21 protein-coding genes are annotated in these 24,574 nt (G+C 68.4%); 9 read left to right on the forward strand and 12 right to left on the reverse strand.

Going from position 1 to position 24,574, the window contains the following annotated elements; genetic code table 11:
• Nucleotides 1-47: 47 nt before the first annotated feature.
• The 3 genes from F3087_RS36960 to F3087_RS36970 are packed head-to-tail and all read right to left on the reverse strand — an operon-like array spanning nt 48 to nt 3,691.
• Entirely contained in the window at nt 48-1,553 is a 1,506-nt protein-coding gene (locus F3087_RS36960) for a sugar ABC transporter ATP-binding protein (protein ID WP_223885631.1), read from the reverse strand.
• Nucleotides 1,550-2,620 carry a sugar ABC transporter substrate-binding protein gene (locus F3087_RS36965; RefSeq protein ID WP_150406781.1) on the reverse strand — a complete coding sequence of 357 codons (1,071 nt, stop codon included), beginning with the start codon at nt 2,618-2,620 and terminating at the stop codon, nt 1,550-1,552. Before F3087_RS36965 ends, F3087_RS36960 begins: the two co-directional genes overlap by 4 nt.
• A gap of 30 nt (nt 2,621-2,650) precedes the next feature.
• A complete protein-coding gene (locus tag F3087_RS36970) occupies nt 2,651-3,691 on the reverse strand; it encodes an ABC transporter permease (protein ID WP_223885632.1) in 1,041 nt (346 codons plus the stop codon).
• A gap of 171 nt (nt 3,692-3,862) precedes the next feature.
• Between F3087_RS36970 and F3087_RS36975 the strand changes: the two genes are divergently transcribed.
• From F3087_RS36975 to F3087_RS36985, 3 genes are read left to right on the forward strand one after another with little or no spacing between them, the layout of a single operon-like run.
• Nucleotides 3,863-4,672 (forward strand): SDR family NAD(P)-dependent oxidoreductase, encoded by an 810-nt coding sequence (locus tag F3087_RS36975; RefSeq protein ID WP_150406782.1) that lies wholly within the window; start codon nt 3,863-3,865, stop codon nt 4,670-4,672.
• Nucleotides 4,673-4,682: 10 nt separating this feature from the next.
• Entirely contained in the window at nt 4,683-5,498 is an 816-nt protein-coding gene (locus tag F3087_RS36980) for a molybdenum cofactor biosynthesis F family protein (RefSeq protein WP_150406783.1), read from the forward strand.
• Nucleotides 5,499-5,512: 14 nt separating this feature from the next.
• Complete coding sequence (locus F3087_RS36985) at nt 5,513-5,908, forward strand: nuclear transport factor 2 family protein (RefSeq protein ID WP_150406784.1); 396 nt, start codon at nt 5,513-5,515, stop codon at nt 5,906-5,908.
• Here the strand turns inward: F3087_RS36985 and F3087_RS36990 are convergent.
• Entirely contained in the window at nt 5,905-7,083 is a 1,179-nt protein-coding gene (locus F3087_RS36990) for an FAD-dependent monooxygenase (protein ID WP_150406785.1), read from the reverse strand. The two genes, F3087_RS36985 and F3087_RS36990, sit on opposite strands and share 4 nt — an antisense overlap.
• Nucleotides 7,084-7,199: 116 nt before the next feature.
• On the opposite strand from F3087_RS36990, the gene F3087_RS36995 reads away from it, so the two are divergent.
• On the forward strand, nt 7,200-7,535 hold the full coding sequence (locus F3087_RS36995; protein ID WP_150406786.1) for an ArsR/SmtB family transcription factor: 336 nt from the start codon (nt 7,200-7,202) through the stop codon (nt 7,533-7,535).
• A gap of 1 nt (nt 7,536) precedes the next feature.
• Here F3087_RS36995 and F3087_RS37000 read toward each other — a convergent pair whose 3' ends face one another.
• Together F3087_RS37000 and F3087_RS37005 are read right to left on the reverse strand one after the other, a co-directional pair.
• On the reverse strand, nt 7,537-8,457 hold the full coding sequence (locus F3087_RS37000) for an AraC-like ligand-binding domain-containing protein (RefSeq protein WP_191094331.1): 921 nt from the start codon (nt 8,455-8,457) through the stop codon (nt 7,537-7,539).
• 99 nt (nt 8,458-8,556) lie between these two features.
• Nucleotides 8,557-10,077, reverse strand: coding sequence for a GMC family oxidoreductase (locus F3087_RS37005; protein ID WP_150406788.1), 1,521 nt, complete (start codon nt 10,075-10,077; stop codon nt 8,557-8,559).
• A gap of 59 nt (nt 10,078-10,136) precedes the next feature.
• Here F3087_RS37005 and F3087_RS37010 point away from each other — a divergent pair, with 59 nt between their 5' ends.
• A complete protein-coding gene (locus F3087_RS37010; protein ID WP_223885633.1) occupies nt 10,137-10,901 on the forward strand; it encodes a GntR family transcriptional regulator in 765 nt (254 codons plus the stop codon).
• A gap of 2 nt (nt 10,902-10,903) precedes the next feature.
• On the opposite strand, the gene solA is transcribed toward F3087_RS37010, so the two are convergent.
• The 6 genes from solA to F3087_RS37040 are packed head-to-tail and all read right to left on the reverse strand — an operon-like array spanning nt 10,904 to nt 19,566.
• Entirely contained in the window at nt 10,904-12,025 is a 1,122-nt protein-coding gene (gene solA / locus F3087_RS37015) for an N-methyl-L-tryptophan oxidase (protein WP_150406789.1), read from the reverse strand.
• A gap of 20 nt (nt 12,026-12,045) precedes the next feature.
• Nucleotides 12,046-13,179 carry a tyramine oxidase subunit B gene (locus F3087_RS37020; protein WP_150406790.1) on the reverse strand — a complete coding sequence of 378 codons (1,134 nt, stop codon included), beginning with the start codon at nt 13,177-13,179 and terminating at the stop codon, nt 12,046-12,048.
• Between the two features lie 9 nt (nt 13,180-13,188).
• A complete protein-coding gene (locus F3087_RS37025) occupies nt 13,189-14,829 on the reverse strand; it encodes an amidohydrolase (protein ID WP_150406791.1) in 1,641 nt (546 codons plus the stop codon).
• The gene (locus F3087_RS37030) at nt 14,822-16,291 is read right to left on the reverse strand and encodes an APC family permease (protein ID WP_150406792.1); all 1,470 of its coding nucleotides are present in this window, start codon (nt 16,289-16,291) and stop codon (nt 14,822-14,824) included. Before F3087_RS37030 ends, F3087_RS37025 begins: the two co-directional genes overlap by 8 nt.
• A complete protein-coding gene (locus tag F3087_RS37035) occupies nt 16,288-18,192 on the reverse strand; it encodes an FAD-binding monooxygenase (protein WP_150406793.1) in 1,905 nt (634 codons plus the stop codon). Before F3087_RS37035 ends, F3087_RS37030 begins: the two co-directional genes overlap by 4 nt.
• A 3-nt stretch (nt 18,193-18,195) precedes the next feature.
• Nucleotides 18,196-19,566: an MFS transporter gene (locus tag F3087_RS37040; protein WP_150406848.1), complete on the reverse strand. Its 1,371-nt coding sequence runs from the start codon at nt 19,564-19,566 to the stop codon at nt 18,196-18,198.
• Between the two features lie 156 nt (nt 19,567-19,722).
• On the opposite strand from F3087_RS37040, the gene F3087_RS37045 reads away from it, so the two are divergent.
• The 4 genes from F3087_RS37045 to hpaD are packed head-to-tail and all read left to right on the forward strand — an operon-like array spanning nt 19,723 to nt 24,569.
• Nucleotides 19,723-21,204 carry a fumarylacetoacetate hydrolase family protein gene (locus F3087_RS37045; RefSeq protein ID WP_150406794.1) on the forward strand — a complete coding sequence of 494 codons (1,482 nt, stop codon included), beginning with the start codon at nt 19,723-19,725 and terminating at the stop codon, nt 21,202-21,204.
• Nucleotides 21,186-21,884: a GntR family transcriptional regulator gene (locus tag F3087_RS37050; protein WP_263407269.1), complete on the forward strand. Its 699-nt coding sequence runs from the start codon at nt 21,186-21,188 to the stop codon at nt 21,882-21,884. Before F3087_RS37045 ends, F3087_RS37050 begins: the two co-directional genes overlap by 19 nt.
• 22 nt (nt 21,885-21,906) lie before the next feature.
• Nucleotides 21,907-23,433 (forward strand): 5-carboxymethyl-2-hydroxymuconate semialdehyde dehydrogenase, encoded by a 1,527-nt coding sequence (hpaE, locus tag F3087_RS37055; protein ID WP_150406796.1) that lies wholly within the window; start codon nt 21,907-21,909, stop codon nt 23,431-23,433.
• A 29-nt stretch (nt 23,434-23,462) separates the two neighbouring features.
• Nucleotides 23,463-24,569, forward strand: a complete 1,107-nt coding sequence (hpaD, locus tag F3087_RS37060) for a 3,4-dihydroxyphenylacetate 2,3-dioxygenase (RefSeq protein WP_150406849.1) — start codon at nt 23,463-23,465, stop codon at nt 24,567-24,569.
• Nucleotides 24,570-24,574 lie beyond the last annotated feature (5 nt).

The raw sequence follows: 24,574 nt of genomic DNA on the forward strand, positions 1-24,574 counted from the left end.
TCTATGCGACAGTGGAACATCTTCGCCCGCACCGCGTTCGGTCCGGGTCAGGCGGCTCCGGTGTTCATGGCGTGCAGCACTGTGTGCGGATCGATCCGTTCCCCCTCCAACGTCGCGCACAAACGCCCGCGATACAGCACCAGCACCCGGTCGCAGAGTGCCGCAAGCTCGTCGAGGTCCGTCGAGCACAGCAGCACCACCGTGGTCGCCGCCGCGGCGCGCAACAGGGCGTGGATCTCGGCCTTGCCGCCGACGTCGACGCCGCGGGTGGGGTCGTCGAGCAGCAGCACGGTCGGCTCGGCCGCCAGCCATTTGGCGAGGACCACCTTCTGCTGGTTTCCGCCCGACAGCAGGCCGCAAGCCAGATCGACATCAGAGGTTCGAATGTGGAACCGAGACACCAGTTCTCGTGCACGGATCCGCAGTCTGCCCGGTGTCAGCAGCGCACCGTCGCGCGCCAGTGCCACCGACCGGATCTGGGCCGTGTTCTCCCACAACGGCTTGTCCAGCATCAGCCCGATCCGCCGCCGATCACCGGATACCAGCGCGACGCCGGCGGCGATCGCCGCACGCAGGCCCGAGGGACCGGATCGGCCGTCCGGCAGGGTGATTCGACCGGCGCTCGGCGCGCACAGCCCGGCCACGACCTCGAGGATGGCGCTGTGCCCGGACCCGACCAGACCGGCGATGCCGACGATTTCGCCTGGTGCGGCGCTGAATTCGATCCCGTGCAACCGGCCGGGCACGTCGACGCCCGCTACCCGCAACGCACCGGAGACCGGCTCAGCCGCCCGCGTCACCGTGACTTCCGCGGCGACGGTGTCCCGCTCGCCGAGCATGGCCGTCACCACCTGGTCCAGATCCAGCTCGGGCCGCGGCATCGCCGAGAGCACCGTCCGCCCGTCGCGCAGCACGGTGATCTCGTCGCACAGCGCCATGGTCTCCTCCAGGATGTGCGACACGAACACCACCGCGACGCGCCGTTCCCGCAGTACCCGAACGATATTCAGCAATCGCCGGGTGCCGGCCTCGTCCAGCGCGGAGGTCGGCTCGTCCAGGATCAGCACACGCGGCTCGGTGATCAGCGCCTTGGCGATCTCCACCAGCTGACGCTGCGCCAGCGACAAGGTGCCGAGCTCGCGCCGCACGTCCACCTCCAGCCCGAGCTGCGCCAGCACCGGCTCGGCCCGGGCGACCATGGCCGCCCGATTCCGGAACGGCCCGCGGGTGGGCTCGCGCATCGGATACAGATTCGCCAGCACATCCAGGTCCGGGAACAGATTCAGTTCCTGCGACACCACCGCCACCCCGTTCCGGGCGGCCTCGGCGGTCGAGCCGAACGACACCGGGCGACCGCCGAGCCGGAGGCTGCCGCGATCGGGCGCTACGGCGCCGGACACCACCTTGATCAGGGTGGACTTTCCGGCGCCGTTCTCCCCCAGCAGCGCGTGCACCGACCCTTCGCGGACGGTCAGCTTGGCATCGTGCAGGGCGGTCACGCCGCCGTAGGCTTTGCCGACGCCGCTGACCTCGAGCATTGGCGCGCCGGTCATTTCGCCTCGGCCAACGGCCGCAGGTAGCTCCCGGGATCGGCGAGCTGACGGGCGGCCGCGTCGGCGAACCACTGCCGCCTGCTCTGGTCGTTCTGCTGACGGGCGATGATGTTGTCGATGTTGGCGGCATTGATGATCAGCCCGCCCGGATTCCACCAGCCCTGGGTCAGCGGCTTGCCGGTGCGCGCGTGCTCGGCGAGCAGCCGAATCGCGATGTAGCCCTTGAGCCAATGCTCCGGTGAGGCGAGCGCGGCGACATAGCCGTCCTTCACCCCGAGCAACGCCTGCGCGTCGGGATCGCAGGACCCGACCAGCATCCGGCGGCCGGTGTTCTTCTGGATCAACGACAGCGACACCGCGTCGGACGCGCCCGCACCGAGGTAGGCGATCGCGTCCGGATGCGCCTTCACCGTGTTGTTCCACTTGTTGTAGTTGTCCGTGGGTTCGGAGCCGGTGTCGAACGGCCCGAGCACGGTCAGCGTCGGACGCTGTTCTTGCAGAACGGCTTTCATGCCGTCCAGCCGCTGGCTCAGCAGATCGAGGCCCGGGATGTCGTTGCCGAGGACCACCTCGCCGGTGGTGCCGACCGGGATCTGCTTGATGATCTCGGTGGCGAGGCTGCGACCGAGTTCGGTGTTGTCGTTGCCGACGTACAGCTCCACCTTCGCGCCGGGCGGCGGCACGGTGTCGACGGTGGCCAGCGGAACGCCCGCGGCGGCGGCTTGCTGGAGCGGGCGCACGAACAGATCCGGGGTGAGCGTTTCCATCGCGACGCCGTCCCGCGCGGTGCGCACCGCGGCCTGGAACTGCGACACCTCCTGCGGGCCGTTGATCGACGGCGGCGCGGTCTCGGTCAGATCCACGTCCCCGGCGTCGGCGGCCCCCGCCGCGGCGCCTAAAGCCATCTCCTGGAACGGATTCTGTGAGGTGGTGGCGTACACGAACGCCATGTGCAGCGTGCCGGTCTTCGGCCCGCCGCCGGTGCCGGTGCCGCTGCTGCCGCACGCGACCAAGACCAGCGCGCAACTCGCGACCGCACCTTGCAGCCATTTACTCGATCGATTCATCACGATCCCTTTTCCTTCGAAAGATGTTCGCTAGAGCCCGAATTCGGACCGTTTGGCGCGTCGGCGGCTGCGCAGCAGGCTGTCGATGGCCACCGCGATCAACACGACGACCCCGCTGGCGAACGCGCTCCAGTTGACCGGGATGTCGAAATACACCAGCCCGCTGGACACCACGCTGAGCAGCACCGCGCCCGCGACCGCGCCGACCACCGTCGCGCTGCCCCCGCGCAGCGGCGTGCCGCCGATCACCGCGGCCGCGATGGCCTGCAACTCATACCCGGTGCCGACATTGGGGTCACCGGAGGTGAAGAACGCCAGGCCGAGCACGCCGGCCAGCCCGCACAGCGCACCGACTCCCATCAGCACCAGCAGCCGCGTGCGGCCCGTCGAGATGCCGGAGAACGTGGCCGCCTCCGGGTTGGATCCGATGGACCGGACCCGATAGCCGAACGGGGTCAGCCGCAGGATCACCGTGAGCGCCGCGGTGACCACGAGCAAAACCCACACGCTGACCGGCAGGCCGAGCCGATCACCGCCGACCACCGTGAAAAACGAGTTCTGCAAAGGCAATCCGTTCACCTGCTGCCCGTTGCTCCACGCCGCCGCCAGCCCGCGGTAGACCTGCATCGTCGCCAAGGTCGCCACGATCGCCGGAATCGCGATGACCTGCACGACGAGCGCGTTGACCAGGCCGAGCAACGCGCCGAACACGATCGCGGCCCCGGCGGCCAGCCACGGATTCACCCCCGACCGCATCAGCACCGCCGCGGTGATCAGCGACAACGCGAACCCGGCCCCCACCGACAGATCGATCTCGCGCATCGCCAGCAGGAACGCCATCCCCGCGGCGAGCAGCCCGACGTACACCGAACTCTGCAAGACATCGCGAATCTGCCCGGCGCTCAAGAAGTCCGGATGCAGCACCCCGATCAGGATCACCAGGGCGATGGTCGCCAGCAGCACACTGTTGGACTCGGTGTGCAGCATCCGCCGCAGCAAGGGGGTGATACCGGCCGGGGCGGTAGCGGGCCGGGCTGCCGGTTCACGCTGTTCGGTGTCATTGGCGGTCACGATCGCGTTCCTGTCGTCGAATGTGCGAACCAGCTTCCGGCACCGCGCCCGAGATCCCTTGTCCCTGCGTGCACAGTCCTTGTCCGCCAGAACACCCGCCGCGGGCAGCCCTCGAATTCGCCGGTTCGCGCCGGATACCGTCGGCGCCACAACAGCGATGCGGAGATCCGGATGGATATGACGAAACGATTGGCGGGACAGGTCGCCCTGATCACCGGCGGCGGCACCGGCATCGGCGCGGCCGCCGCGCGGCGGCTGGTGGCCGAGGGCGCGGCGGTGGTGCTGTGCGGCCGGCGGCGCGAACCACTCGAGGCGGTGGCCGCCGAGCTGGGCGACGCCGCCCTGGTCGCGGCGGGCGATGCCGCGAACACCGCGGACGTCGAGCGCATGGTGAACGCCGCCGTCGAGCGCTACGACCGGCTGGACCTGGTGGTCGCCAACGCGGGCGGGCACGGCCTCGGCACGGCGGGCGATACCACCGACGACGACTGGCAACTCGCCATGCAGACCAATGTGACCACCGCGTTCGTCACCGTGCGCACCGCGTTGCCGCAGCTGCGCGCGCAGGGCGGCTCGGTCGTGGTGGTGTCGTCGCTGGCCGGACTGTTCGCCGGGCCTGCGGTGGCCGGCTACGTCACCGCCAAGCACGCGCTGATCGGGCTGACCAAGTCACTGGCCCGCGACTACGGCCGCGACGGCGTACGGGTGAACGCGCTGTGCCCGGGTTGGGTGCGCACGGACATGGCCGACGAGCAGATGGATGTGCTTGCCGCCCAACGCGGTATCGATCGCGAAGCCGCCTACCGATTGGTCACCCGGGACACCCCTCTGGGCCGCCCGGTGGAACCGGCGGAGATCGCGACCATCATCGCCTTCCTGTTGTCCGCCGATTCCGCGGCGATGACCGGGTCGGTGGTGACCGCCGATGCCGGCGCGTCCGCGGTCGACCTGCCCACAATCGCGTTCGCACCCAACGATTGAGGAGACGACGATGGCCGAAGACAGTACCGCAGTACAGGATTGGAACTCGCCCGCCGACTGGAAGGAGATGGACGACTTCGCCGCCGGAATCGACGGCAACCGGATACCGCCCACCGATCGGCTGAAAGACCAGCGCTGGCAACTGCGCCGGTCCGACGACGTGGTGACCGAACTCCGGTTCGACTCCGCCGATCAGGTGCAGTGGACGCGCGGCTCGGAATCCGGCACCGACTGGTATCAGGCGATCGAGGTCTCCCCCGACGTGTTCTTCCTCGATCAGACCTTCGACGACCGGCCGCACGTCACCGATGTGACGGTGCTGCACCTGCCGACCGCGCGCACCGTGACGATCGAATCGACCATCGCCGAGCAACCGACGCCGGGTGTCCCGCAGGTATCGCAGCGATTCTTCGCCGGCGTGGTCGATCCCGGCGACGGCCGCACCCCGAGCGGCGAAATCCCCGGCCCCACTCGCGATCTGGTGGGTTGGCGGGCCCTGTACCGGTACAGCCCGGACCATCTCTACGAGCATGTCTACCTGAGCTCCGAGCGCTACTGCTGGCAATGCCTGGTCGGCGAACAGCGCGGTCACGGCGACGTGGACCTGACCACCACCTGGAAACTCGCGGACGACTTCTACGTCTTCACCTTCCGCGAGTTCCTCATCCCGGTCGCCGCGACCTGGCTCTACGATCTCGCCGCAATGCGTTCCACCGGAAAGTTTTTCGGCATCGGCCGCGGCGGCGCGGTGCGCAACGCACCCGGCGGCGCGCACATCACCAGCCTGGGCCGAGTGCAGTATCCCCAAGACGGACAACCGATTTGAAGGAGACGAACGTCATGAACCGCGACCTCGAGGTGATCACGGCCCACTACGCGGCCTCCGACCGGGGCGATCTGCCCGGGATGCTGGCCCCGCTGGCCGCCGATGTGGCCTGGACCGAGATGGCCGGGTTCCCTTACGCGGGCACCTATATCGGCCCGGACGCGGTGCGCGACAATGTGTTCGCCCGCATCGCCGCCGAATGGGACGGCTACACGGCCGCGGTCGACGAGATCGCGGGCGGCGGGGAGGGCATCGTCATCGGAATCGGCAACTACTCGGGTACTTTCCGCGCGACCGGGCAGTGGATGACCGCTCGGTTCGTGCATGTGTGGCGGCTGTCCGGCGGAACCGTCACGCGCTTCGAACAATTCACCGACACCGCCTTGGTCCAGGCGGCCATGCGGACCTAGTGTCCGACGGGACTGGTGTCGGCCGACGGGGTGGCGTCGTTTGTGGTTTCGCGCGAACTGATCCCGTTCGCGCGACCGACCACGCGGCCCACCGTGTTGCGTACTGCGAGGCCCGATCGGGTGCTGGGCACCAAGAGTCTGGAGAGCACGCCGACGCGTCGCTGCCGCGGTCGCACTTCGCGGCGGAGCCGCGACTCGTAGGCGGCGAAGGCGCGGGCGTGCGCGCCGTGGTGGGCGGCGAGTTCTTCGGCGAGGGCATACGCTCCGGCCATCGCCATGCTGGACCCGTCACCCAGCAGTGCGGTGGCCGCTGCCGCATCGCCGAGCAGCACGACCCGCCCGCGCGACCACGAGGGCATCCGGACAGTCGTCAGGGGGTCGAAGAACGGGGCCGGGTGGTCGAGATACGCCGCCACGAATTCCGGTGCCCGCCAACGCACGTCGGCGTAGGTGTCGGCCACGATCTGCTTGTGCAGCGCGATGTTCTTGCGGTCGTGCGCAGCCGGTAGTGCGGCCCGGAAGGTGAAGATCGCGAGCGGCGTGCTGCGCGAGGGGTGCACGACCAGCATCCGGTTCGGCACGGTCAGCATCGTCAGCTCGCTCGGGTCGTCGACGGCGGCGGGATCCAGCGGGACGGTCGCGCCGTACAGACCCAGGTCGCGCACGAACTGCCGCTCAGGCCCGAACACCAGACGCCGGACGGTGGAATGCATCCCGTCGGCACCGACCACCAAGTCGAAACGCCGGGGCGCGGACCGTCGGAAGGTGACGGCTACCCCGCCTTCGTCCTGATCGAGCGCGGTGACCGTGTCGTCGAACACGAACTCGGCATCGCCGTCCGCCGACCGGTGCAGCACCTCGGACAGATCGGCCCGGGTCACCTCGACCGTCGGCACACCTTCGGCGGAGGCGGGAACTCGCAGGACTTGCTTGCCGGCCGGGTCGAGCAGGGTCAGCGACCGATTGCGGGTGGCGAGCTCGCGCAGCTGCGGCAGGATGCCCATCCGCTCGGCGACCGGTATCGCGGGCCCCTTCACGACGATCGCGCTGCCACCGGAGCGCAGCTGCCGGGCGTGCTCGACGACGGTCGGCCGGTATCCATTCCGGGCGAGCCAGTACGCGAGCGCGGGGCCTGCGATTCCGGCGCCGACTATCAGTACCTCGGGCTTCTTCATGACAAGACCTCTCGGAGCGACGACCGTATTCCCGGACGTCTAGGTACGATCAATTTCGTACTCGAGTAGAACACGCCCGTAAGGTACGATGCAAGACGTACCTGAAGGAGGAGCCTGTGGCCGGAACGAACCTGGTCGGTCCCGCGGTCGACGCGCTCGAGCTGGGCGTGGTCCTTCGTGCGCTCGCGGACGAGCACCGCCGTTCGGTGATGACGAAGTTGGCCGCCGACCGCACCGACAGCGAGCGCGGCTGCAACTCGTTCGATCTCCCGATCTCGAAGCAGACCCAGACCCACCACTTCCGGGTCCTGCGCGAAGCGGGCCTCATCGACGAGATCGACTACGGCAACCGCAAAGGCATCCGCCTACGCCGCACGGACGTCGAGAGCAGGTTTCCCGGACTGCTCGCCCTCCTGGAAGCCGAACAGCAGGACGGCACCCCTCCGCGCTGAACTATTCGGCCGGAAAGTTGCCGAGACCGTGCAGGATTCGGTATTCGCGGGGGGGCACGCCATAGGTCAGTTTGAACAGCCGGCTGAAGTGTGCCGCGTCGACGAAGCCCCGCCGCGCCGCCACCGCGGCGACAGTGAGTTCATACAACGCGGGATCGGTCAGATCGGCACGGCAGCATTCGAGCCGGCGCTGCCGGATCCATCCGCACACCGTCGCGCCCTCGGCGCGAAACAGCTTGTGCAGGTAGCCGAGTGACAGATGCGCCGCCGCGGCCGCCATCGCCGGGGACAGGTCCGGATCATCCAGATGGTCTTCGAGGAAAGTCTTGACCCGTGGCAGTACTCCGTGGGCGGTTGCCGCCGGATCTTCGCCCGCGTGGGCGGCCAGCACGGTCGTCACCAGATCGATGACGGTATCGGCCAGCCGGAGCAGCTCGACCGTGCCGAATTCGCCTGTCCTGGTACTCATCCCGGCCAGCAGGGTCGGCAGCAGCGCCGTCGCGGGATGCCGCCGGGACAGCGCGGTGGCGGTGATCGCGTCGACTCCGGTCGCCGGCAGGCGCAGCACGCGGCTGGGCAGCACCACGACCCGCAACTGGCAGGCAGTGTCGAAGAGCACCGAGTAGGGCAGCGACATATCCAGCACCGCAACATCATTCGGCGCGAGTCGCACCTGTCGCCCGGCTTGACTCAGCAGGCAGTGCCCGCGAACCGGCACCAGCACTTTGTAATACGACTCGTCGCGCACTGTCCCGACACCACGGTGCGCGATCGCGGACACCTCCGCGAAGACCAACTCCCCCGCGGCGTGCCCACGGACGCGACCGCGAAAGGTCGTCGGGTCGTCGACCACCATGTCCAGCGGCGAGTCCGCCTCGGCATGATCGACGGGGGCGCTGTCGATGCGGGTCAGGATCGTCATCGCCTCATGCTGCCCGGCGCAGGCTTGCACCATCGCGGAATCGGCGTTCGGTGCGGTGCCGGGCAACCCGCTGTTCCCTGTCCGGCAACCGGATTCGCGCTAGAGCGGTGCCATCAGATCGGCGGCTCGTTCGGCGATGACCATGGTGGGCGCATTGGTATTGCCCGTCGTAATGGTCGGCATCACCGACGCGTCGGCCACCCGCAGCCCGGTCACCGCGCGCACCCGCAGCGCGGGATCCACCACCGACTCCGGGCCCACGCCCAGCGCGCACGTCCCGCTCACGTGGTGGTAGCTGAGTACTGTGCGCCGGATGTAGTCACGCAGGTCCGTCCCGGCCCCCACGCTCGGGCCGGGATACCGCTCGACGGCGCCCCAGTCCCGCAGCGCGGGTGCCGCACCGATCTGCCGGCACAGGTTCACCGCGTCGGCCAGTCGATACAGATCCGCCGGTGCCGCAAGCACTTCCGGGTCGATCAGCGTCGGCCCGTCCGCACCGGCCACGGTCAGGTGTCCGACGCTGTCGGGCCGGATCAGCCCGGCCATGAGCGAGAATCCGTTGCCCGGCCCCGACATCCACGGCTCGTACAGCGGGACGCTGAAATGCAGCGGCTGCACATCGGGCACGGCCAACCCGGGCTCGCTGCGCCAGAACAGTTGCGTCTGCGCGTGCGGCAGCCCGGGCGTGTGCACGATCTCGCGCTCGGCACTGAAGATCACCGGCACCAGCCAGTGGTCGCGCAGATTCCTGCCCACCCCCGGCAGATCGGCGACCGGCTCGATGCCGACGGCCCGTAGCTCCCCGGCCGGTCCGATGCCCGAGCGCAGCAGCAACGCCGCGGAATCGATCGCCCCCGCGGTCAGCACCACCTCGGCCTGCGCCGACGCCCGGAACGGGCGGCCGTCGATGCTACCGGCCACGCCGACGGCCCGACCTTGCCGCATCAGGACGCGGTGCACCCGCGCACCGGTCCGCACGCTCAGCCGCGAATTGTCCAGTGCCGGTTTGAGATAGGCATCGGCGGTGGTTCTGCGCCGCCCGTCGCGCAGGGTGAACTGCGCCCGCCCCGCGCCGTCCTGCACCCCGCTGTTGTAGTCCGGATTGGCGGGCACCCCGGCCTGCTCGGCCGCCGCCAGGATGGCCTCCTGGATCGGATCGACCGCGTAATCGCTGAGCACGTCCAGCATCCCGCCGGTGCCTTTGACGCCCGAGTCGTCGCGATCGTAGCGCTCGATCCGCCGGAACAGCGGCTCGATCTCCCGCCACGACCAGCCCGGATCGCCGCACTCGGCCCAGGAGTCGTAGTCGGCCGGGTTTCCCCGCACGTAGATGGTCGCGTTGAGCGCATGCGAACCGCCCAGCACCCGCCCGCGCGGCATATGCAGGCGACGGCCGGCGGCGTGTGGCTGGGCGACGCTGAAATAGTCCCAGTCCTCGGCCGTGTGCCACAGTTCGTGCATCCGCAGCGGGTCGTGAATAGCCGGATTGGTATCGGCCTGGCCCGCTTCGAGCACCAGCACGGTGGCCTCGGTGCGGTCGAGCAGCCTGCGGGCCAGGACCGAACCGGCCGTGCCCGCGCCGACGACGATGTAATCGGCATGCAAGTCGTAGTCCGTCACCCGATGGATCGTCGCCGCCTGACCGCCTCCGGCGCAGGCCCGGCCGTGACAGTGTGCGCGTGAAGTCAACGGATGGACACCGGGTGCGCGATGCGGCGCGGCGAAACGGCCGCAGAATCATGGGCATGGAAGGCACCGTGCCGCAACGCTCCCCCTCGACCGGCCCGGACGGGACCGGATCCAAACACGAGGCCGCCTACGAGCTCATCCGGTCCCGCATCGTCGCGGGCGAGTACGGGCCGGGCTATCGCCTCGTGCTCGAGCAACTGGCCCGTGAATTCGGCGTCAGCGCGGTGCCGGTGCGGGAGGCCGTGCGCCGGTTGGAGGCCGAGGGATACGTCGAGTTCATCCGCAATGTCGGTGCCCGCGTGGCACATCTGGAGACCGGCGAGTACCAGCAGGCCATGCAGACCTTGGCGGTGCTGGAAGGGTACGCGACCGCCGCGGCGGCGACGCGGATGCGCAAGACCGACATCACCCGCGCCCGCACGCTCAACCGGCAGATGTCGCAGGCGTTGACCGCCTTCGACCCGGCCGCGTTCACCGAGCTCAACCACCACTTCCACGACGTGATCCTGCAACGCTGCCCGAACGCGCACATCCGATCGCTGGCCGGGGCCGAGTGGGCCCGGCTGGACCTGGTGCGCCGCACCTCGTTCGCGTTCGTGCCCGGCCGCGCGCAGGGCTCCATCGCCGAACACGAGCACCTGATCGACCTCATCGAGACCGGCGCGGACGTGCGCGAGATCGAATTCGCTGCCCGGGACCACAAACTCGGCACGTTGCGCGCCATCGCCGAACGCACCCGCCGAGCGAAGTCCTGACCTCACCGCGGATGCGCGGACAGCGCGAAACCGGGGTCCCAGAGCTCGTTGCGGGTTCCGGTGAGCAGATCGGCGGCGAGCTCGCCGAACACCGGCGCGAACTTGAACCCGCGCCCGGAGAACGCGGTGAGCAGCAGCATTCCGGTGTCCTCGTCCAGATCGACGAGCGGCAGATCGCCGGGCGCGAAGATGTCGTGGTGCATCGAGTAGCGGACCGGCTCGGGGTTCAGGTCGGGGATGAAATCCGCTGCCCAGCTGCTGATTCGGCGCAGATCCGCGCGACTGAAGACGGGCACGTCGTCGGGTCCGGAGATGGCGGCCCACAGCGGCTCCGTCGCCACCTTCACACTGTAGGAATCGTGGCTGGGCGTGCCGTAGAGGTGCACGCCGTCCGCGTCGCGGATGAACGCCGGAAAGTGTTCCGCGGTAAACCATTCGGGGTGATGCGGCATGAACCAGGTGAGCGAGAGCGGCAGGATCTGGAGGAACCCCTTGAGATCCGGGCGGAGCCGGAGGGTCCATGAACCGGTGGCCACAACGACTTTGGCGCAGGTGACCCGGACGTCGGGGGTCACGATCTCCAGCCGGCCGCCGCGTTCGTCGAAGTCGGTGACCTCGGCGTTGGTAATGATCCGCGCGCCATGGGATCTGGCGGCTTCGACGGCGGCGAGGACGCTCGCCTCGGGATACAGGCTGCCCGCGTGCCGGTCGAATACGGCGACGGTGTCGTCGTCGACGCGGTGCTGCGGATAGCGGGCACGCAACGCCGCCGCGTCGAGTACCTCGTGCGGCAACCCGAATTCTTCGGCCGAGGCAATGGATTTGGCGATGCCGCCCGAGCCGGCCGCGCCGATTTGCAGCGCACCGCATTCGTCGTAGAGGTGCCTGCCGGTCTCCCGCTCCAGCTCCAGCCACAACTCGCGTGCTCGCCGCAGCCGGGGCACATACCGCGGCCCCTCGTGCACCGCGGAGCGGAACAGGCGGGAGTCGCCCGCGTACGACCCGCGGGCGTGGCCGACGCCGAACTGTTCGATGCCGATCACGTCGAGCCCGCGTTTTGCCAACTGCCACAACGCCATCGAGCCCGCGCTGCCCAGGCCGATGACGACCACATCCGCGTCCATTGTTCGAGACCTTTCCGTCGTCATGCCAGAGCGGGTGATTGCCACAGGTTCAGGGTGGTGCCGATGCCGCGCCGGACGGCGTTCCGGTACACCACGGTCCCCCAGGCCACGTCCTCGACCGGCATGCCGCCAACCGAGAGGAGCACGATCTCGTCGTCGGTGCGGCGACCGGTCTGCGCGCCGGCGGCGATCGCGCCGAGATCCACCAGGTCGTCCTTGTCCATCGTCCCGGCATGGATCATGTCCATGAACTTGCAGCCGATGATCGGGATCCGGTGGTGCACGGGATGGCCGACCTCCTCGGCCCACGCCTCGTAGAGGCGGACGTTGTCGACGACCTTGCGGACGTCCGGGCCCTGCATGGATTCGTCGATATCGCACGGGGCGGGCATGCTCAGAAACGCACCGGGCCGCACCCAATCCCGCACGACGGTCGGATAATTCGCCGGATCACCGGGCACGCCGGTGGTGCAGTAGGTGACGATGTCGCTGTCGCGCACTGCCTCCTCGATCGTGTCCACGATGATCGTTTCGAGCTGCGGATACTCCTCGGCGACCCATTTGGTGAACGCGTCGATGCTGCCCTGACCACGGCCCTTGATCTTCACGGTGTCGAGGTCCGGGCACGCCGCGACGAACGCGGCGAGCGAGGTCCGGGCCATCACACCGGGGCCGACGATGCCGGCCACCCGCGAGTCCGGACGAGCCAGCAGGCGCGCACCCACCCCCGGCACCGCACCGGTTCGATAGGCGGACAACAGATTTGCCGACATGAGCGCGAGCGGCGCACCGGTGTCGGTGTCGCTGAGCAGGAACATCAGAATCGACCGTGGTAATCCCTTGTCGCGGTTGGCGATATTCGATCCGTACCACTTCATCCCGCTGGTGCCGAAGCTGCCGCCGAGGTAGGCGGGCATCGCCATGAACCGCCGCTCCGCGGTATTGGCGGGCATATTCGGGAAGGGCGAGTCGTCCGGAAACGTGATCATCGCCCCGTGCGAGTCGCTGTTCGGGCCGGCCATGCGGTAATCGCCCTGGTGCAGTAGCACGAATGTCTCCTGCATGGCGTCCACGCAGGCTGCCATATCGGTGACGCCGGCGGCGATCATGTCGGGTTCGGAGAGATAGAGAAAGTCGATCGAGGGGGAATCCATGCTGCTTCCTTACGGCACCGAGGGATGGACCGGACGTCCGGCGAACCAGGTTTGTACGGACTTGGTGTCGACCAGTTCGGCCGGGTCGATCGCGAACGGATCACGGTCCAGGACAGTGAAATCGGCGGACTTGCCCGGCATGAGCGATCCGGTGAGCGCGCCGAGCCCGGTCGCGCGGGCGACGCCGATCGTGTACGCGCGCATCGCCTCGGCCACGGTCAGCGCCTGCTCCGGCCCCAGCGTCCCCGGGAACGCCCCGGTGGGATCGGCCCGAGTCACCAAACCCTGGATGCCGATCCACGGATTCGGGCTCGGCGTGACCGGCCAGTCCGAACCGCCGGCCAGCAGCACGCCCGAGTCGAGCAGAGTCCGGTTGGGGCACATGCGGATTGCCCGATCGCGCGGGATGCAGTGGCAATGCGCCTCGAAGATGACGCCCGGAAACCACAGCGGCGGCGACAGATCCGCGACCACCTTCAACTCGGCGACGCGCGGCAGATCCGCCTCGGCGATGTACTCACCGTGCGCGAGTTGCACGATCGTGTCCGCGTAACCGGCCGCGCGGACCTCGGCGACAGCGTCGAGAAGCATTCGGACCGAACCGTCTCCGGTGCAATGCACCTTCGCGCCCAACCCGCGCCGGGCCACCTCGACCAGCCAGTCGGTGAGTTCGGCGGGAGTCATCGCGCTCTCCCCCACCCACGTGTCGCCGTGCTCGGCGTCGGGCAGATACGGCTCGAGGAACAGCGCGGTGCGCGAGGTGGGTACGCCGTCGAGGAAGATCTTCACGAAGTCGGGCCGGTGATGGGTGCTCCGATACTGTTCGGCCGCGTCCAGCAGCGGAATACCGATCGGATCGGTGCCGAAGATCCGGTCGTTGATCTGCGCCGAAGTCACCACCCAGGCGTTCAGGTCGCCGCGCCGGTCGAGGTCGGCGAGCGCGCGCAGCATCGGCAACGACGCGGCGGCGTCCTGAAAGTGCGTGATGCCGAAGCCGTGCAGCAGCTCGACGGCCCGGCGGCACCCGGCGGCGTCGAGTGCGGTGCTGTCGCCCAGCGCCGCCGCGTAGGCCCGTTCCACCGGGACGAGCGCCGATTCGATGAGCAGGCCGACCGGCGCACCGGTCTCCCGGTCACGCACGATCTCGCCGTCCGCCGCGTTCGGGGAGGACGCGCTGATGCCCGCGAGTTCCATGGCGCGTGAGCTGACCCACCGATTGTGGCAGCTGTCGTCACGCAGCAGCACCGGCCGTCCCCCGGCGGCCCGGTCGAGCCGGCGCAGGGTAGCCGGACTCGAAACAGCCTCTGCGAGAGTGCTTCCCCACCCGCCGCCGACGATCCACGCGTCGTTCGCCAGACCGGCGGCCCACTTCTCGATGGCCGAGAGCACCGCGTCGAGCGAGGCCGTCGCGTCCAGCGCCAGCTCGAAGAGGTCGGCGCGGCCGGCTACCAAATGGTGCGTGTGGACGTCACCCAGACCGGGCATGACGAACGCGCCGCCGTGATCGACCACGGTCTCGCGTCCGGTCAGGTCGCCGCGCGCGGGATCCAGTGCGACGACGAGGCCGTCGCGGACCAGGAACGACGAGGCATGCGGTACCGCCTCGTCGGCCGTCCATACCACCGCATCGGTGTGCAACGTGTCAGACATAGTGACGTCCCATCTCCGCGTACCGCTGCGGCGAACGCGCTCGAAGTACCAGCGCCGCAACAACTCCGGCCACTGCGGCAACCAACAGCAAGCCCGGCAGCAACCACACCAGAACACCACCGGCACTGATGAGCAGATCGAAGTTCCCGATGGCATACCCGAGGATGGCGACCAGAGCGGCGCCGGCCACCATCGGCGCGATCAGCGTCCGGACGAGGTTCTCGTCCACGTCACGATTCCGGTGAAAGAAGGCGACGACGGCGAACGAGCACGCCGCCATCAGCGCGATGACGCCCAGCGTGCCGAGGTTGGTCAGCCAGGTGAACAGCGCCCGCACCGGATCCTGCCCGGTCAGCGCGAACACCCCGACCACCACCAACGCCAGCACCGACTGCGCTACCGAGCCGACGTGCGGGCTCCGGTGCACGACATGGGTCCGGCCCGCGCGGGCAGGCAGCAGACCCTCCCGCCCGAGCGCGTAGCTGTAGCGAGCCACCGCGTTGTGGAACGCGAGCACGGCAGCGAAGACGCTGGTGCAGAACAGGAACCGCATGATCGTCGAATACCACGGCCCGATATAGGAATTCGAGAGCTCGAACAGGAACGTCGTCGGGTCCACCAGTTTTTCGATGAAGCCCTGGGTGCCGTCGACACCCGCGCCGTTGATCATCAGGAAGGTGACGGCCGTGTAGACGACGCCGATGGTGAGCACGGACAGGAACGTCGCCCGCGGCACCGTCCGCTTCGGGTCCGCGGCCTCCTCGCTGTAGATCGCGGTGGCCTCGAATCCGACGAACGACGCGAAGCAGAACAGCAGCGCGATCGGCAGGGAGCCGCTGGTCAGGGCGCTCGGTGTGAGCGGGGCGGCGCTCAGCGAGGTGGTCCCGAAGTCGCCGCCGCGCACCGCGATCACCACGGCGAGCACGAGCACCACGAGGAACTCGGCGGCCACCAGAACCGACAGCATCTTCACCGACAGATCGATCTGCCGATAGCCGAGCACCGCGACGAACGCGATGCCGATCAGCACATACACCCACCAGTCGAGGTCGATCCCGAACTCGTCGGCGAAGAACCCGCCGGTCGCCGCGCCGAACAGTCCCCAGAGCCCGATCTGCATGGCGTTGTAGCTCAACAGCGCGAGATACGCTGCCGCGCCGCCGAATTGCTGCCGCAGACCACGGGTGATGTAGGAGTAGAACGCGCCGGTGCTGGTGTGATGGCGAGCCATCGCCGTGTAGCCGACGGCGAACACGAGCAGCGTGCCGACGGTCAGGAGGTAGGCGCCCGGCACGCCGGCACCGTTGCCCAGCAGCATCGCCACCGGCGCACCGCCGGCCATGGCGGTCAGCGGCGCGGCCGCGGAGATCACGAAGAACGTCACCCCGAACACGCCGAGCGAACCTCGGCGCAGCTGGTGATCGTGGACGACCGGCTCGTTCGCCGGACTGTCGAGGGTCATGAGAACTCCAGCGGAGGCAGCAGGATCTGGTCGAAGAAGGCGGCTAGTTCGGCGGTCGCGGTGAGCGGAAACACCGCGGCGACATATTGGTCCGGGCGCACGACCACCACCGCGCCGCGGCGATCGATCCCCCGTTCGGCGAAGATGTCGACCTGCGGGTCGGTCGCGTACACCTTCTCGTAGTCGACGACGTGGAACGGCCCGACCGCCGGCCGGAAGATCGTGGGTACCGCGCCGATATCCACGCCGGTGTGCTCCTGCCGATAGATCACTTTTACGTCGAAGACGGTGTCCAGGTCTGCGTCCTTCGGCGTGTACGCGACGACGGGAGATTCGGCCGCCGCGCCGAGCCAGTTCGCCCATCGGTCGAGCACCGAGACGTCGGCCCCGACCAGGGTCGGGTCGGCGGCGAAAGCGTATATCCGCCAACGACCGTCGGCCCGGTGGTGATGGCCGAGGTGGACCGGATTCGCATCGGCGACCCGGACCACCGGGGCCGACTTGAAGCGCTTCCCGATCGGAAATCCGCCGGCGAGCCGCTGATGCGCCGGTGCGCCGATGATCATCGACGGCTGGTACGTGGTCATGAATCCGGCCGGGAATTCCGCGGTTTTGACGTAGAAGTCCTCGAGCGCCGACGGCGATTCGAACTCCTCCGGGCGCTTGGCCATCATGCTCGACCACTCCCGGTCGAAGTCGATGAGATTCTGCGCAATCACTTGCCGCTCTGCCGAATACGTCGCCAGTAAGGTTTCCGGGCTCCGCCCGGCCAGCACGTGACCGAGCTTCCAGCCGAGGTTGAATCCGTCCTGCATCGAGACATTCATGCCCTGGCCGGCCTTCGCGCTGTGCGTGTGGCACGCGTCGCCCGCGATGAACACCCGCGGCGTCCGGGTGCCCACCGCGTCCGCCGGTACGTCGTCGAAGCGGTCGGTCACCCGGTGGCCGACTTCATAGACGCTGTGCCAGGCGACTTCCCGGACGTCGAGGGTGTACGGATGCAGGATCTCGTTGGCCTGCTCGATGATCGCCTCGATGCCGGTCTCACGCACCTTGCCGTTGTCGTCCGCGGCGACCTCGCCCAGATCGACATACATGCGGAACAGGTAGCCGCCCTCCCGCGGAATGTGCAGGATGCTCCCGCCGGTCCCGGACTGGATGGCGCACTTGGTGCGGATGTCGGGGAAGTCCGTGACGGCCAGCGCATCCATCACGCCCCAGGCATGGAACGCTTTGTCTCCCTGCGGCATACAGCCGATGGCGTCGCGTACTCGACTGTGCGCACCGTCCGCGCCGACGACGTACTTCGCGCGCACTGTGCGCGACTGCCCCTCCCGTTCACCCGCGGTGTGCTCCAAGCGCACGCGCACCGGATAGTCCCCGTCGGTGATCTCCAGGTCGCGAAACCGGTATCCGTAGTCGGGCCGCATCCGGGCCGGCGCGTTGGCCATCGCCTCGGCGAAGTAATCGAGCACCCGAGCCTGATTGACCAGCAGATGCGGGAATTCGCTGATACCGGTCGGATCGTCGCGGGTCCGCGCCGCCCGGACGATCTTCGCCGGATCGTTGGGATCCGGCTTCCAGAAGGCCATTTCGGTGATGCGGAACGCCTCGGCGATGATGCGCTCGGCGAACCCGAACGCCTGGAACGTCTCGACGCTGCGCGCCTGGATGCCGTCGGCCTGCCCGATGGCCAGGCGGGCCGGGCGCTGCTCGATGATCCGGGTGCTGACCGTCGGGAACTGGGCCAGCTGGGCGGCCGTGATCATGCCCGCCGGACCGGTGCCGACGATGAGCACGTCGACCGTTTCGGGGAGGTCGTCGGGCCGGTCCAGGCCGACGCCGGCCGCCGGTTGCACGCGCGGATCGGTGGACACGTAACCGTGATGATGGAACTGCACTGTTCAGACCCTCGTCATTCCTCTGATCGGGCTTATCGCCTGTGCCGCTTCGTGATCGGGACCGAGCGGGATCGCGCGCCGGTCGTGCAGGAGCAGCGTCGCCACGAAACTGACGACGACGAATCCGCCGAGATAGACCACGACCGACGTGGTCGTCCCGCTGGCGCGCACGAGCGCGGCGGCGATCGTCGGGGCGAACGCGCCACCGAGGATCGCCCCGATCGCGTAGGAGACCGCGACTCCGGAGAACCGGACGGAGGCCGGGAAGAGCTCGGCGTAGAACGCGGCCTGCGGGCCATAGGTGAATCCGAGGCCGACGGTCAGCAGCGCCAGTCCGCACCAGAGCAGCCACGGGTTCGCGGTGTTCACCAGTGGGAAGAGCGGGATCAGCGCGGCGAGCAGGAGCACCCAGCCGATGAGATAGGTTGCGCGCCTGCCGATCCGGTCGCTGAGCGCGGCGCCGATCCAGGTGAAGAGCAACCAGGTGACGGCAGAGCCCGCGACCGCCCACAGCACCGGGCCGCGGGCAAGGCCGACCGATCCGTGCGGGTCGGTGGCGAAATTCTGGATGTAGCCGCCGGTGGTCATGTATCCCACGGCGCTGTTGCCCGCGAAGACGAGCGCCGCGACCAGCACGAGCAGGCCGTGCCTGCGCAACAGCTCGACGATCGGCGTCGTGGCCTGCTCGCTGCGTTCGGCGAGCTCGACGAAGACCGGACTCTCCTCGACCCGGCGGCGAATGTAATGGCCGATCAGGATGAGCACGATCGACAGCAGAAACGGGACGCGCCAACCCCATTCGAGGAAGGCGTCGCCGGGCGCGAGCACCGTCATCAACGCCAGCACGCCGGAGGCCGCCAGCAAGCCGAGCGGAACGCCCACCTGCGGCGCCGCGCCGAAGACCCCGCGCTTGCCGGGTGGTGCGTGCTCCACCGCCATCAGCACCGCGCCGCCCCATTCACCGCCCGCCGAGATCCCCTGCAGGATGCGCAGCAGGATCAGCAGAATCGGCGCGGCCAGGCCGGCGACCGCGTAGGTCGGCAGCAGGCCGATCAGGGTCGTCGCGCCGCCCATGGCCACCAGCGTGACCATCAGGATGACCCGTCGTCCGTACTTGTCGCCGAAATGACCGGCGAGGAATGCGCCCAAGGGACGGAACAGGAAACTGATCCCCACCGTGAGGAAGGACAGGATGGTGGCGATTCCCTCCCCGGCGGGCTGGAAGAAGAGCTTGCCGAACACCAGCCCGGCGGCGCCCGCGTAGACGAAGTAGTCGTACCACTCGACGGTCGTCCCGACCACGGTGGCGAAAACGACCCGGCGGCGGTCGGTTTCGCTGACCGTCGGTGGCCCAGATCGGGGTGGCGCGCTCATCTGGGACTCCTTCGGATCGTGCCGGTCGTCGGCGATGCCGGGGTAGGTGGCGTCGGAGAACACGACGACTTCGAAATGCGATCTGCGTCACTTGCGGCTCGCTTCACCGATGATATACGATTTGAGATACGATGCAATAGCGGTTTGAGGAGGTTCATGAAGATCGACATCGGCGCAGGTGATAGCCGGTTTTCCGCGCTGCCGACCAGGCCGGGCAAGATCATCGCGGTCCATCTCAGCTATGCCTCGCGGGCAGACCAGCGGGGCCGTCGCCCGGCGCACCCGTCCTACTTCCTGAAGCCGAGCAGTTCGGTCGCGGCCACCGGCGGGGTCATCGAAAGGCCCGGCGGCACTGAGCTGCTGGCGTTCGAAGGCGAGATCGCGCTGATCATCGGGAGTGCGGCTCGCCGGGTGCCGATCGAATCCGCGTGGCAGCATGTCGCCGCGATCACCGCGGGCAACGACTTCGGCCTGTACGACCTGCGGGCCAACGACAAGGGATCCAATATCCGATCCAAAGGCGGTGACGGGTTCACACCGTTGGGGCCCGAACTGATCGATGCGCGGACCGTCGAACCCGCGGCGCTGCGGGTGCGCACCTGGGTCAATGGTGTTCTCGCCCAGGAGGACTCGGCGTCGGGGATGATTTTCCCACTCCCCCAGCTGGTTTCGGATCTTTCGCAGCACTGCACGCTCGAACCCGGCGATGTGATCCTCACCGGAACCCCGGCCGGTTCCTCGGTCGTCGTGCCGGGCGATGTGGTCGAGGTCGAGGTCGACGCACTAGACACGGCAGAGGCACCCAGCTCCGGACGTCTCGTCACTACGGTTGTGCAAGGAACCCACGAGTTCGACGCCACGGTCGGATCCCTCCCGTCGGTCGATGACACCCAGCGCATCGAGGCATGGGGATCTCGTTCCGCCGCAGGACTTCCCGCGACGGCGATCTCCGACGCGTTGCGCGCCAAGCTGTCCCGGGTGCCGGTCGCGGCGCTGTCGCAGCAGCTGCGCAAGCGCGGCCTGAACAACGTGTCCATCGAGGGCGTGCGCCCGGCGAAACCCGGAACCAGGCTCGTCGGCACCGCCCGGACCCTGCGGTTCGTGCCGAATCGGGAAGACCTGTTCACCGCGCACGGCGGCGGCTACAACGCGCAGAAGCGGGTGTTCGACACCGTGGCGCCGGGCGAGGTCATCGTCATCGAGGCGCGCGGCGAGACCGGATCGGGCACGCTCGGCGACATCCTCGCCCTGCGGGCCAAGGTGCGCGGAGCCGCCGGCGTGGTGACCGACGGCGGAGTGCGCGACCACGACGCCGTCGCCGAGAGCGGTCTCGCGGTTTTCACCGCCGGTCCGCATCCGGCGGTACTCGGTCGCAAGCATGTGCCCTGGGATTGCGACCTCACCATTTCCTGTGGTGGCGCCACCGTCCAGCCCGGCGACGTCATCGTCGGCGACGGAGATGGTGTGATCGTCCTACCCTCGAACATCGCCGAAGCAGTGGTCGACGATGCGCTCGAGCAGGAGATCCAAGACGGCTGGATCGCCGAGCAGGTCGGCGCCGGTCATCCGGTGGCCGGGCTGTTTCCCCCCGACGCGGAATGGAAGGCGAGGTACCGACAGTGGCGCCAGAATCAGTGAAATCCAGTGGTACGCAGAGCAAGTCACAGGTCGCGTATCACTGGCTCAAGGACCGGATCGCGCGGCAGGAGTACACGCCGGGCTACCGGCTGGTGCTCAGCGCCATCGCCAAGGACCTCGACATGAGCGTCGTTCCGGTGCGCGAGGCGATCCGGCAGCTGGAGGCCGAGGGCCTGATCACCTTCGAACGCAATGTGGGCGCACAGGTTTCGATGGTGGACGACTCGCAGTACCGGCACAGCATGCAGGCGCTCAGCGTGCTCGAAGGCGCGGCGACGGCCCTGGCCGCCGGTCGATTATCCGAGGACGACCTGCGCCGGGCGCGGGCGGTCAACGAGCGGATGATCGAGTCCCTGGACGATTTCGACCCGAGCGCGTTCACCGCGCTCAACCACGAGTTCCACGCGATCCTGTTCACCAGGTGCGTGAATCCGCGCATCGTCACCCTGGTCGAGGCGGAATGGTCGCGCCTGGGGCACCTGCGCTCGTCCACCTTCTCCTTCGTGCCCGGACGCGCCCACGAATCCGTGCGCGAACACGAGAACATCGTGCGCCTCATCGAGATCGGCGCACCGCTCACCGAGATCGAGCAGGTCGCCCGCCGCCACCGCGCGGCCACCCTCGACGCCTACCTGGCCCACGAGCACCCCGACGAACCCCTCGGCCCAACAGCCCTCTGAACCCCGAACCCTGGAGTCGCTAATGACCAACGCGGTGCGCACCCTAGCCACCCCGCACACGCCCTCGGACCTACCGGCGCGTATCCAGCACTACATCGACGGCGCGTTCGTCGATTCGGTCGATGGTGCCACGTTCGGTGTGCTGGACCCGGTCACGAACGAGGTGTATGTCCAGGCTGCGGCGGGGAAACAGGCCGACATCGATCTCGCGGTGGTCGCCGCGACCAAGGCGTTCACCGCGGGGCCGTGGCCGCGGATGCTGCCGCGTGAGCGGTCGCGTGTGCTGCATCGGATCGCGGACATCGTGGAGTCCCGGGACGCGCGGCTGGCCGAGCTCGAATCGTTCGACTCGGGGTTGCCGATCACGCAGGCGCTGGGCCAGGCCCGGCGCGCGGCGGAGAACTTCCGGTTCTTCGCCGATCTCGTGGTCGCCCAGGTGGATGACGCCTACAAGGTGCCCGGGCAGCAGCTCAACTACGTCAATCGCAAGCCGATCGGCGTCGCCGGGTTGATCACGCCGTGGAACACCCCGTTCATGCTGGAGTCGTGGAAGCTGGCGCCCGCGCTGGCCACCGGAAACACGGTGGTGCTCAAGCCCGCCGAGTTCACGCCGCTGTCGGCGTCGCTGTGGGCCGGGATCTTCGAAGAGGCCGGGCTGCCGCACGGGGTGTTCAATCTGGTCAACGGACTGGGCGAGGAGGCCGGTGACGCGCTGGTGAAACATCCTGGCGTGCCGCTGATCTCGTTCACCGGCGAGAGCCGCACCGGCCAGATCATCTTCGGCAACGCCGCCGCGTCGCTGAAGGGGTTGTCGATGGAGCTGGGCGGCAAGAGCCCCGCCGTGGTCTTCGCCGACGCCGACCTGGACGCCGCGATCGACGCGACTATCTTCGGCGTGTTCTCGCTCAACGGCGAGCGGTGCACCGCGGGCAGCCGGATCCTGGTCGAGCGGCCGATCTACGACGAGTTCGTCGAACGCTATGCCGCACAGGCGAAACGGGTAGTCGTCGGCTATCCGCACGACCCTGGCACCGAGGTCGGCGCGCTGGTGCATCCGGAGCACTTCGAGAAGGTGATGAGCTATGTGGAGCTCGGCAAGTCCGAGGGCCGCTTGGTCGCCGGCGGTGGCCGTCCCGACGGCTTCGATACCGGAAACTTCGTCGCGCCAACGGTATTCGCCGACGTCGAGCCGACGGCCCGGATCTTCCAGGAGGAGATCTTCGGCCCGGTCGTCGCGATCACTCCGTTCGATACCGACGCGGAGGCGCTCGCCCTCGCCAACGGCGTCCGCTACGGCCTGGCCGCCTACGTCTGGACCAACGATCTGAAGCGCGCGCACACCTTCGCGCAGGCGGTCGAGGCGGGCATGGTGTGGCTCAACTCCAACAACGTCCGCGATCTGCGGACCCCGTTCGGCGGTGTGAAGGCCTCCGGGCTGGGCCATGAGGGCGGCTACCGCTCCATCGACTTCTACACCGATCAGCAGGCCGTGCACATCACCCTGGGCGCGGCGCACAATCCGACCTTCGGCAAGCAGGAACAATCGTGATCGTCTCCCCCGACTCCCCCGAACCCGTTATGACCGTTGCGGATCCGATCCGTGCGAGCAACCCGCTGCGCACGCCGGAGGCCACGCCGCCGGATGTGGTCCGTTGTGCGTACATGGAGCTCGTCGTCACGGACCTGGCGCGATCGCGGCACTTCTATGTCGACATCCTCGGTCTCGTGGTGACCGAGGAGGACGAGAACACCGTCTACCTCAGGTCTTTCGAGGAATTCATCCACCACAACCTGGTGCTCCGGCAAGGTCCGGTCGCCGCCGTCGCGGCGTTCGCCTACCGGGTGCGCAGCGCCGCGGAACTGGACCGGGCCGTCGAGTTCTACACCGAGCTCGGCTGCCGGGTCGAGCGGCGCGCGACGGGTTTCACCAAGGGCATCGGTGATTCGGTGCGGGTGGAGGATCCGCTCGGCTTTCCGTACGAATTCTTCTACGACGTCGAACATGTCGAGCGCCTCGCCTGGCACTACGAGCTGTACGGACCGGGCGCGCTGGTCCGGCTCGACCACTTCAATCAGGTCACGCCCGATGTTCCGCGCGCGGTGAAGTACATGGAGGACTTGGGCTTTCGCGTCACCGAGGACATCCAGGACGCGGGCGGCACGGTGTACGCGGCCTGGCTGCGACGCAAGTCCACGGTGCACGACACCGCGATGACCGGCGGCGACGGACCCCGAATGCATCACGTGGCCTTCGCAACCCACGAGAAGCACAACATCATCGCCATCTGCGACAAGCTGGGCGCGCTGCGGATGTCCGACCTGATCGAACGCGGCCCCGGCCGGCACGGCGTCTCGAACGCCTTCTATCTGTACCTGCGCGACCCCGACGGGCACCGCATCGAGATCTACACCCAGGACTACTACACCGGCGATCCGGACAACCCCGTGGTCACCTGGGACGTACACGACAACCAGCGCCGCGACTGGTGGGGCAGCCCGGTGGTGCCCAGCTGGTACACCGACGCGTCGCCGGTGCTGGATCTCGACGGTAACCCGCAGCCGCTCGCCATGCGCACCGACGACTCGGAGATGGCCGTGACCATCGGCGCCGACGGGTTCTCCTACACCCGCAAGCCCGACACCGAATCGACGCAGGGCGAATACAAGCTCGGCGCGCAACTCTGAGAGGA

The sequence above is a fragment of the Nocardia colli genome (assembly GCF_008704205.1).
Classification (GTDB): Bacteria; Actinomycetota; Actinomycetes; order Mycobacteriales; family Mycobacteriaceae; genus Nocardia; species Nocardia colli.

What these genes read in the sequence shown, in the direction of transcription:
- F3087_RS36960 (WP_223885631.1), bottom strand. Translation starts at nt 1,553, where the DNA reads ATGACCGGCGCGCCAATGCTCGAGGTCAGCGGCGTCGGCAAAGCCTAC.
- F3087_RS36965 (WP_150406781.1), bottom strand. Translation starts at nt 2,620, where the DNA reads ATGAATCGATCGAGTAAATGGCTGCAAGGTGCGGTCGCGAGTTGCGCG.
- F3087_RS36975 (WP_150406782.1), top strand. Translation starts at nt 3,863, where the DNA reads ATGGATATGACGAAACGATTGGCGGGACAGGTCGCCCTGATCACCGGC.
- F3087_RS36980 (WP_150406783.1), top strand. Translation starts at nt 4,683, where the DNA reads ATGGCCGAAGACAGTACCGCAGTACAGGATTGGAACTCGCCCGCCGAC.
- F3087_RS36985 (WP_150406784.1), top strand. Translation starts at nt 5,513, where the DNA reads ATGAACCGCGACCTCGAGGTGATCACGGCCCACTACGCGGCCTCCGAC.
- F3087_RS36990 (WP_150406785.1), bottom strand. Translation starts at nt 7,083, where the DNA reads ATGAAGAAGCCCGAGGTACTGATAGTCGGCGCCGGAATCGCAGGCCCC.
- F3087_RS37000 (WP_191094331.1), bottom strand. Translation starts at nt 8,457, where the DNA reads ATGACGATCCTGACCCGCATCGACAGCGCCCCCGTCGATCATGCCGAG.
- solA (WP_150406789.1), bottom strand. Translation starts at nt 12,025, where the DNA reads ATGGACGCGGATGTGGTCGTCATCGGCCTGGGCAGCGCGGGCTCGATG.
- F3087_RS37020 (WP_150406790.1), bottom strand. Translation starts at nt 13,179, where the DNA reads ATGGATTCCCCCTCGATCGACTTTCTCTATCTCTCCGAACCCGACATG.
- F3087_RS37025 (WP_150406791.1), bottom strand. Translation starts at nt 14,829, where the DNA reads ATGTCTGACACGTTGCACACCGATGCGGTGGTATGGACGGCCGACGAG.
- F3087_RS37030 (WP_150406792.1), bottom strand. Translation starts at nt 16,291, where the DNA reads ATGACCCTCGACAGTCCGGCGAACGAGCCGGTCGTCCACGATCACCAG.
- F3087_RS37040 (WP_150406848.1), bottom strand. Translation starts at nt 19,566, where the DNA reads ATGAGCGCGCCACCCCGATCTGGGCCACCGACGGTCAGCGAAACCGAC.
- F3087_RS37045 (WP_150406794.1), top strand. Translation starts at nt 19,723, where the DNA reads ATGAAGATCGACATCGGCGCAGGTGATAGCCGGTTTTCCGCGCTGCCG.
- hpaE (WP_150406796.1), top strand. Translation starts at nt 21,907, where the DNA reads ATGACCAACGCGGTGCGCACCCTAGCCACCCCGCACACGCCCTCGGAC.
- hpaD (WP_150406849.1), top strand. Translation starts at nt 23,463, where the DNA reads ATGACCGTTGCGGATCCGATCCGTGCGAGCAACCCGCTGCGCACGCCG.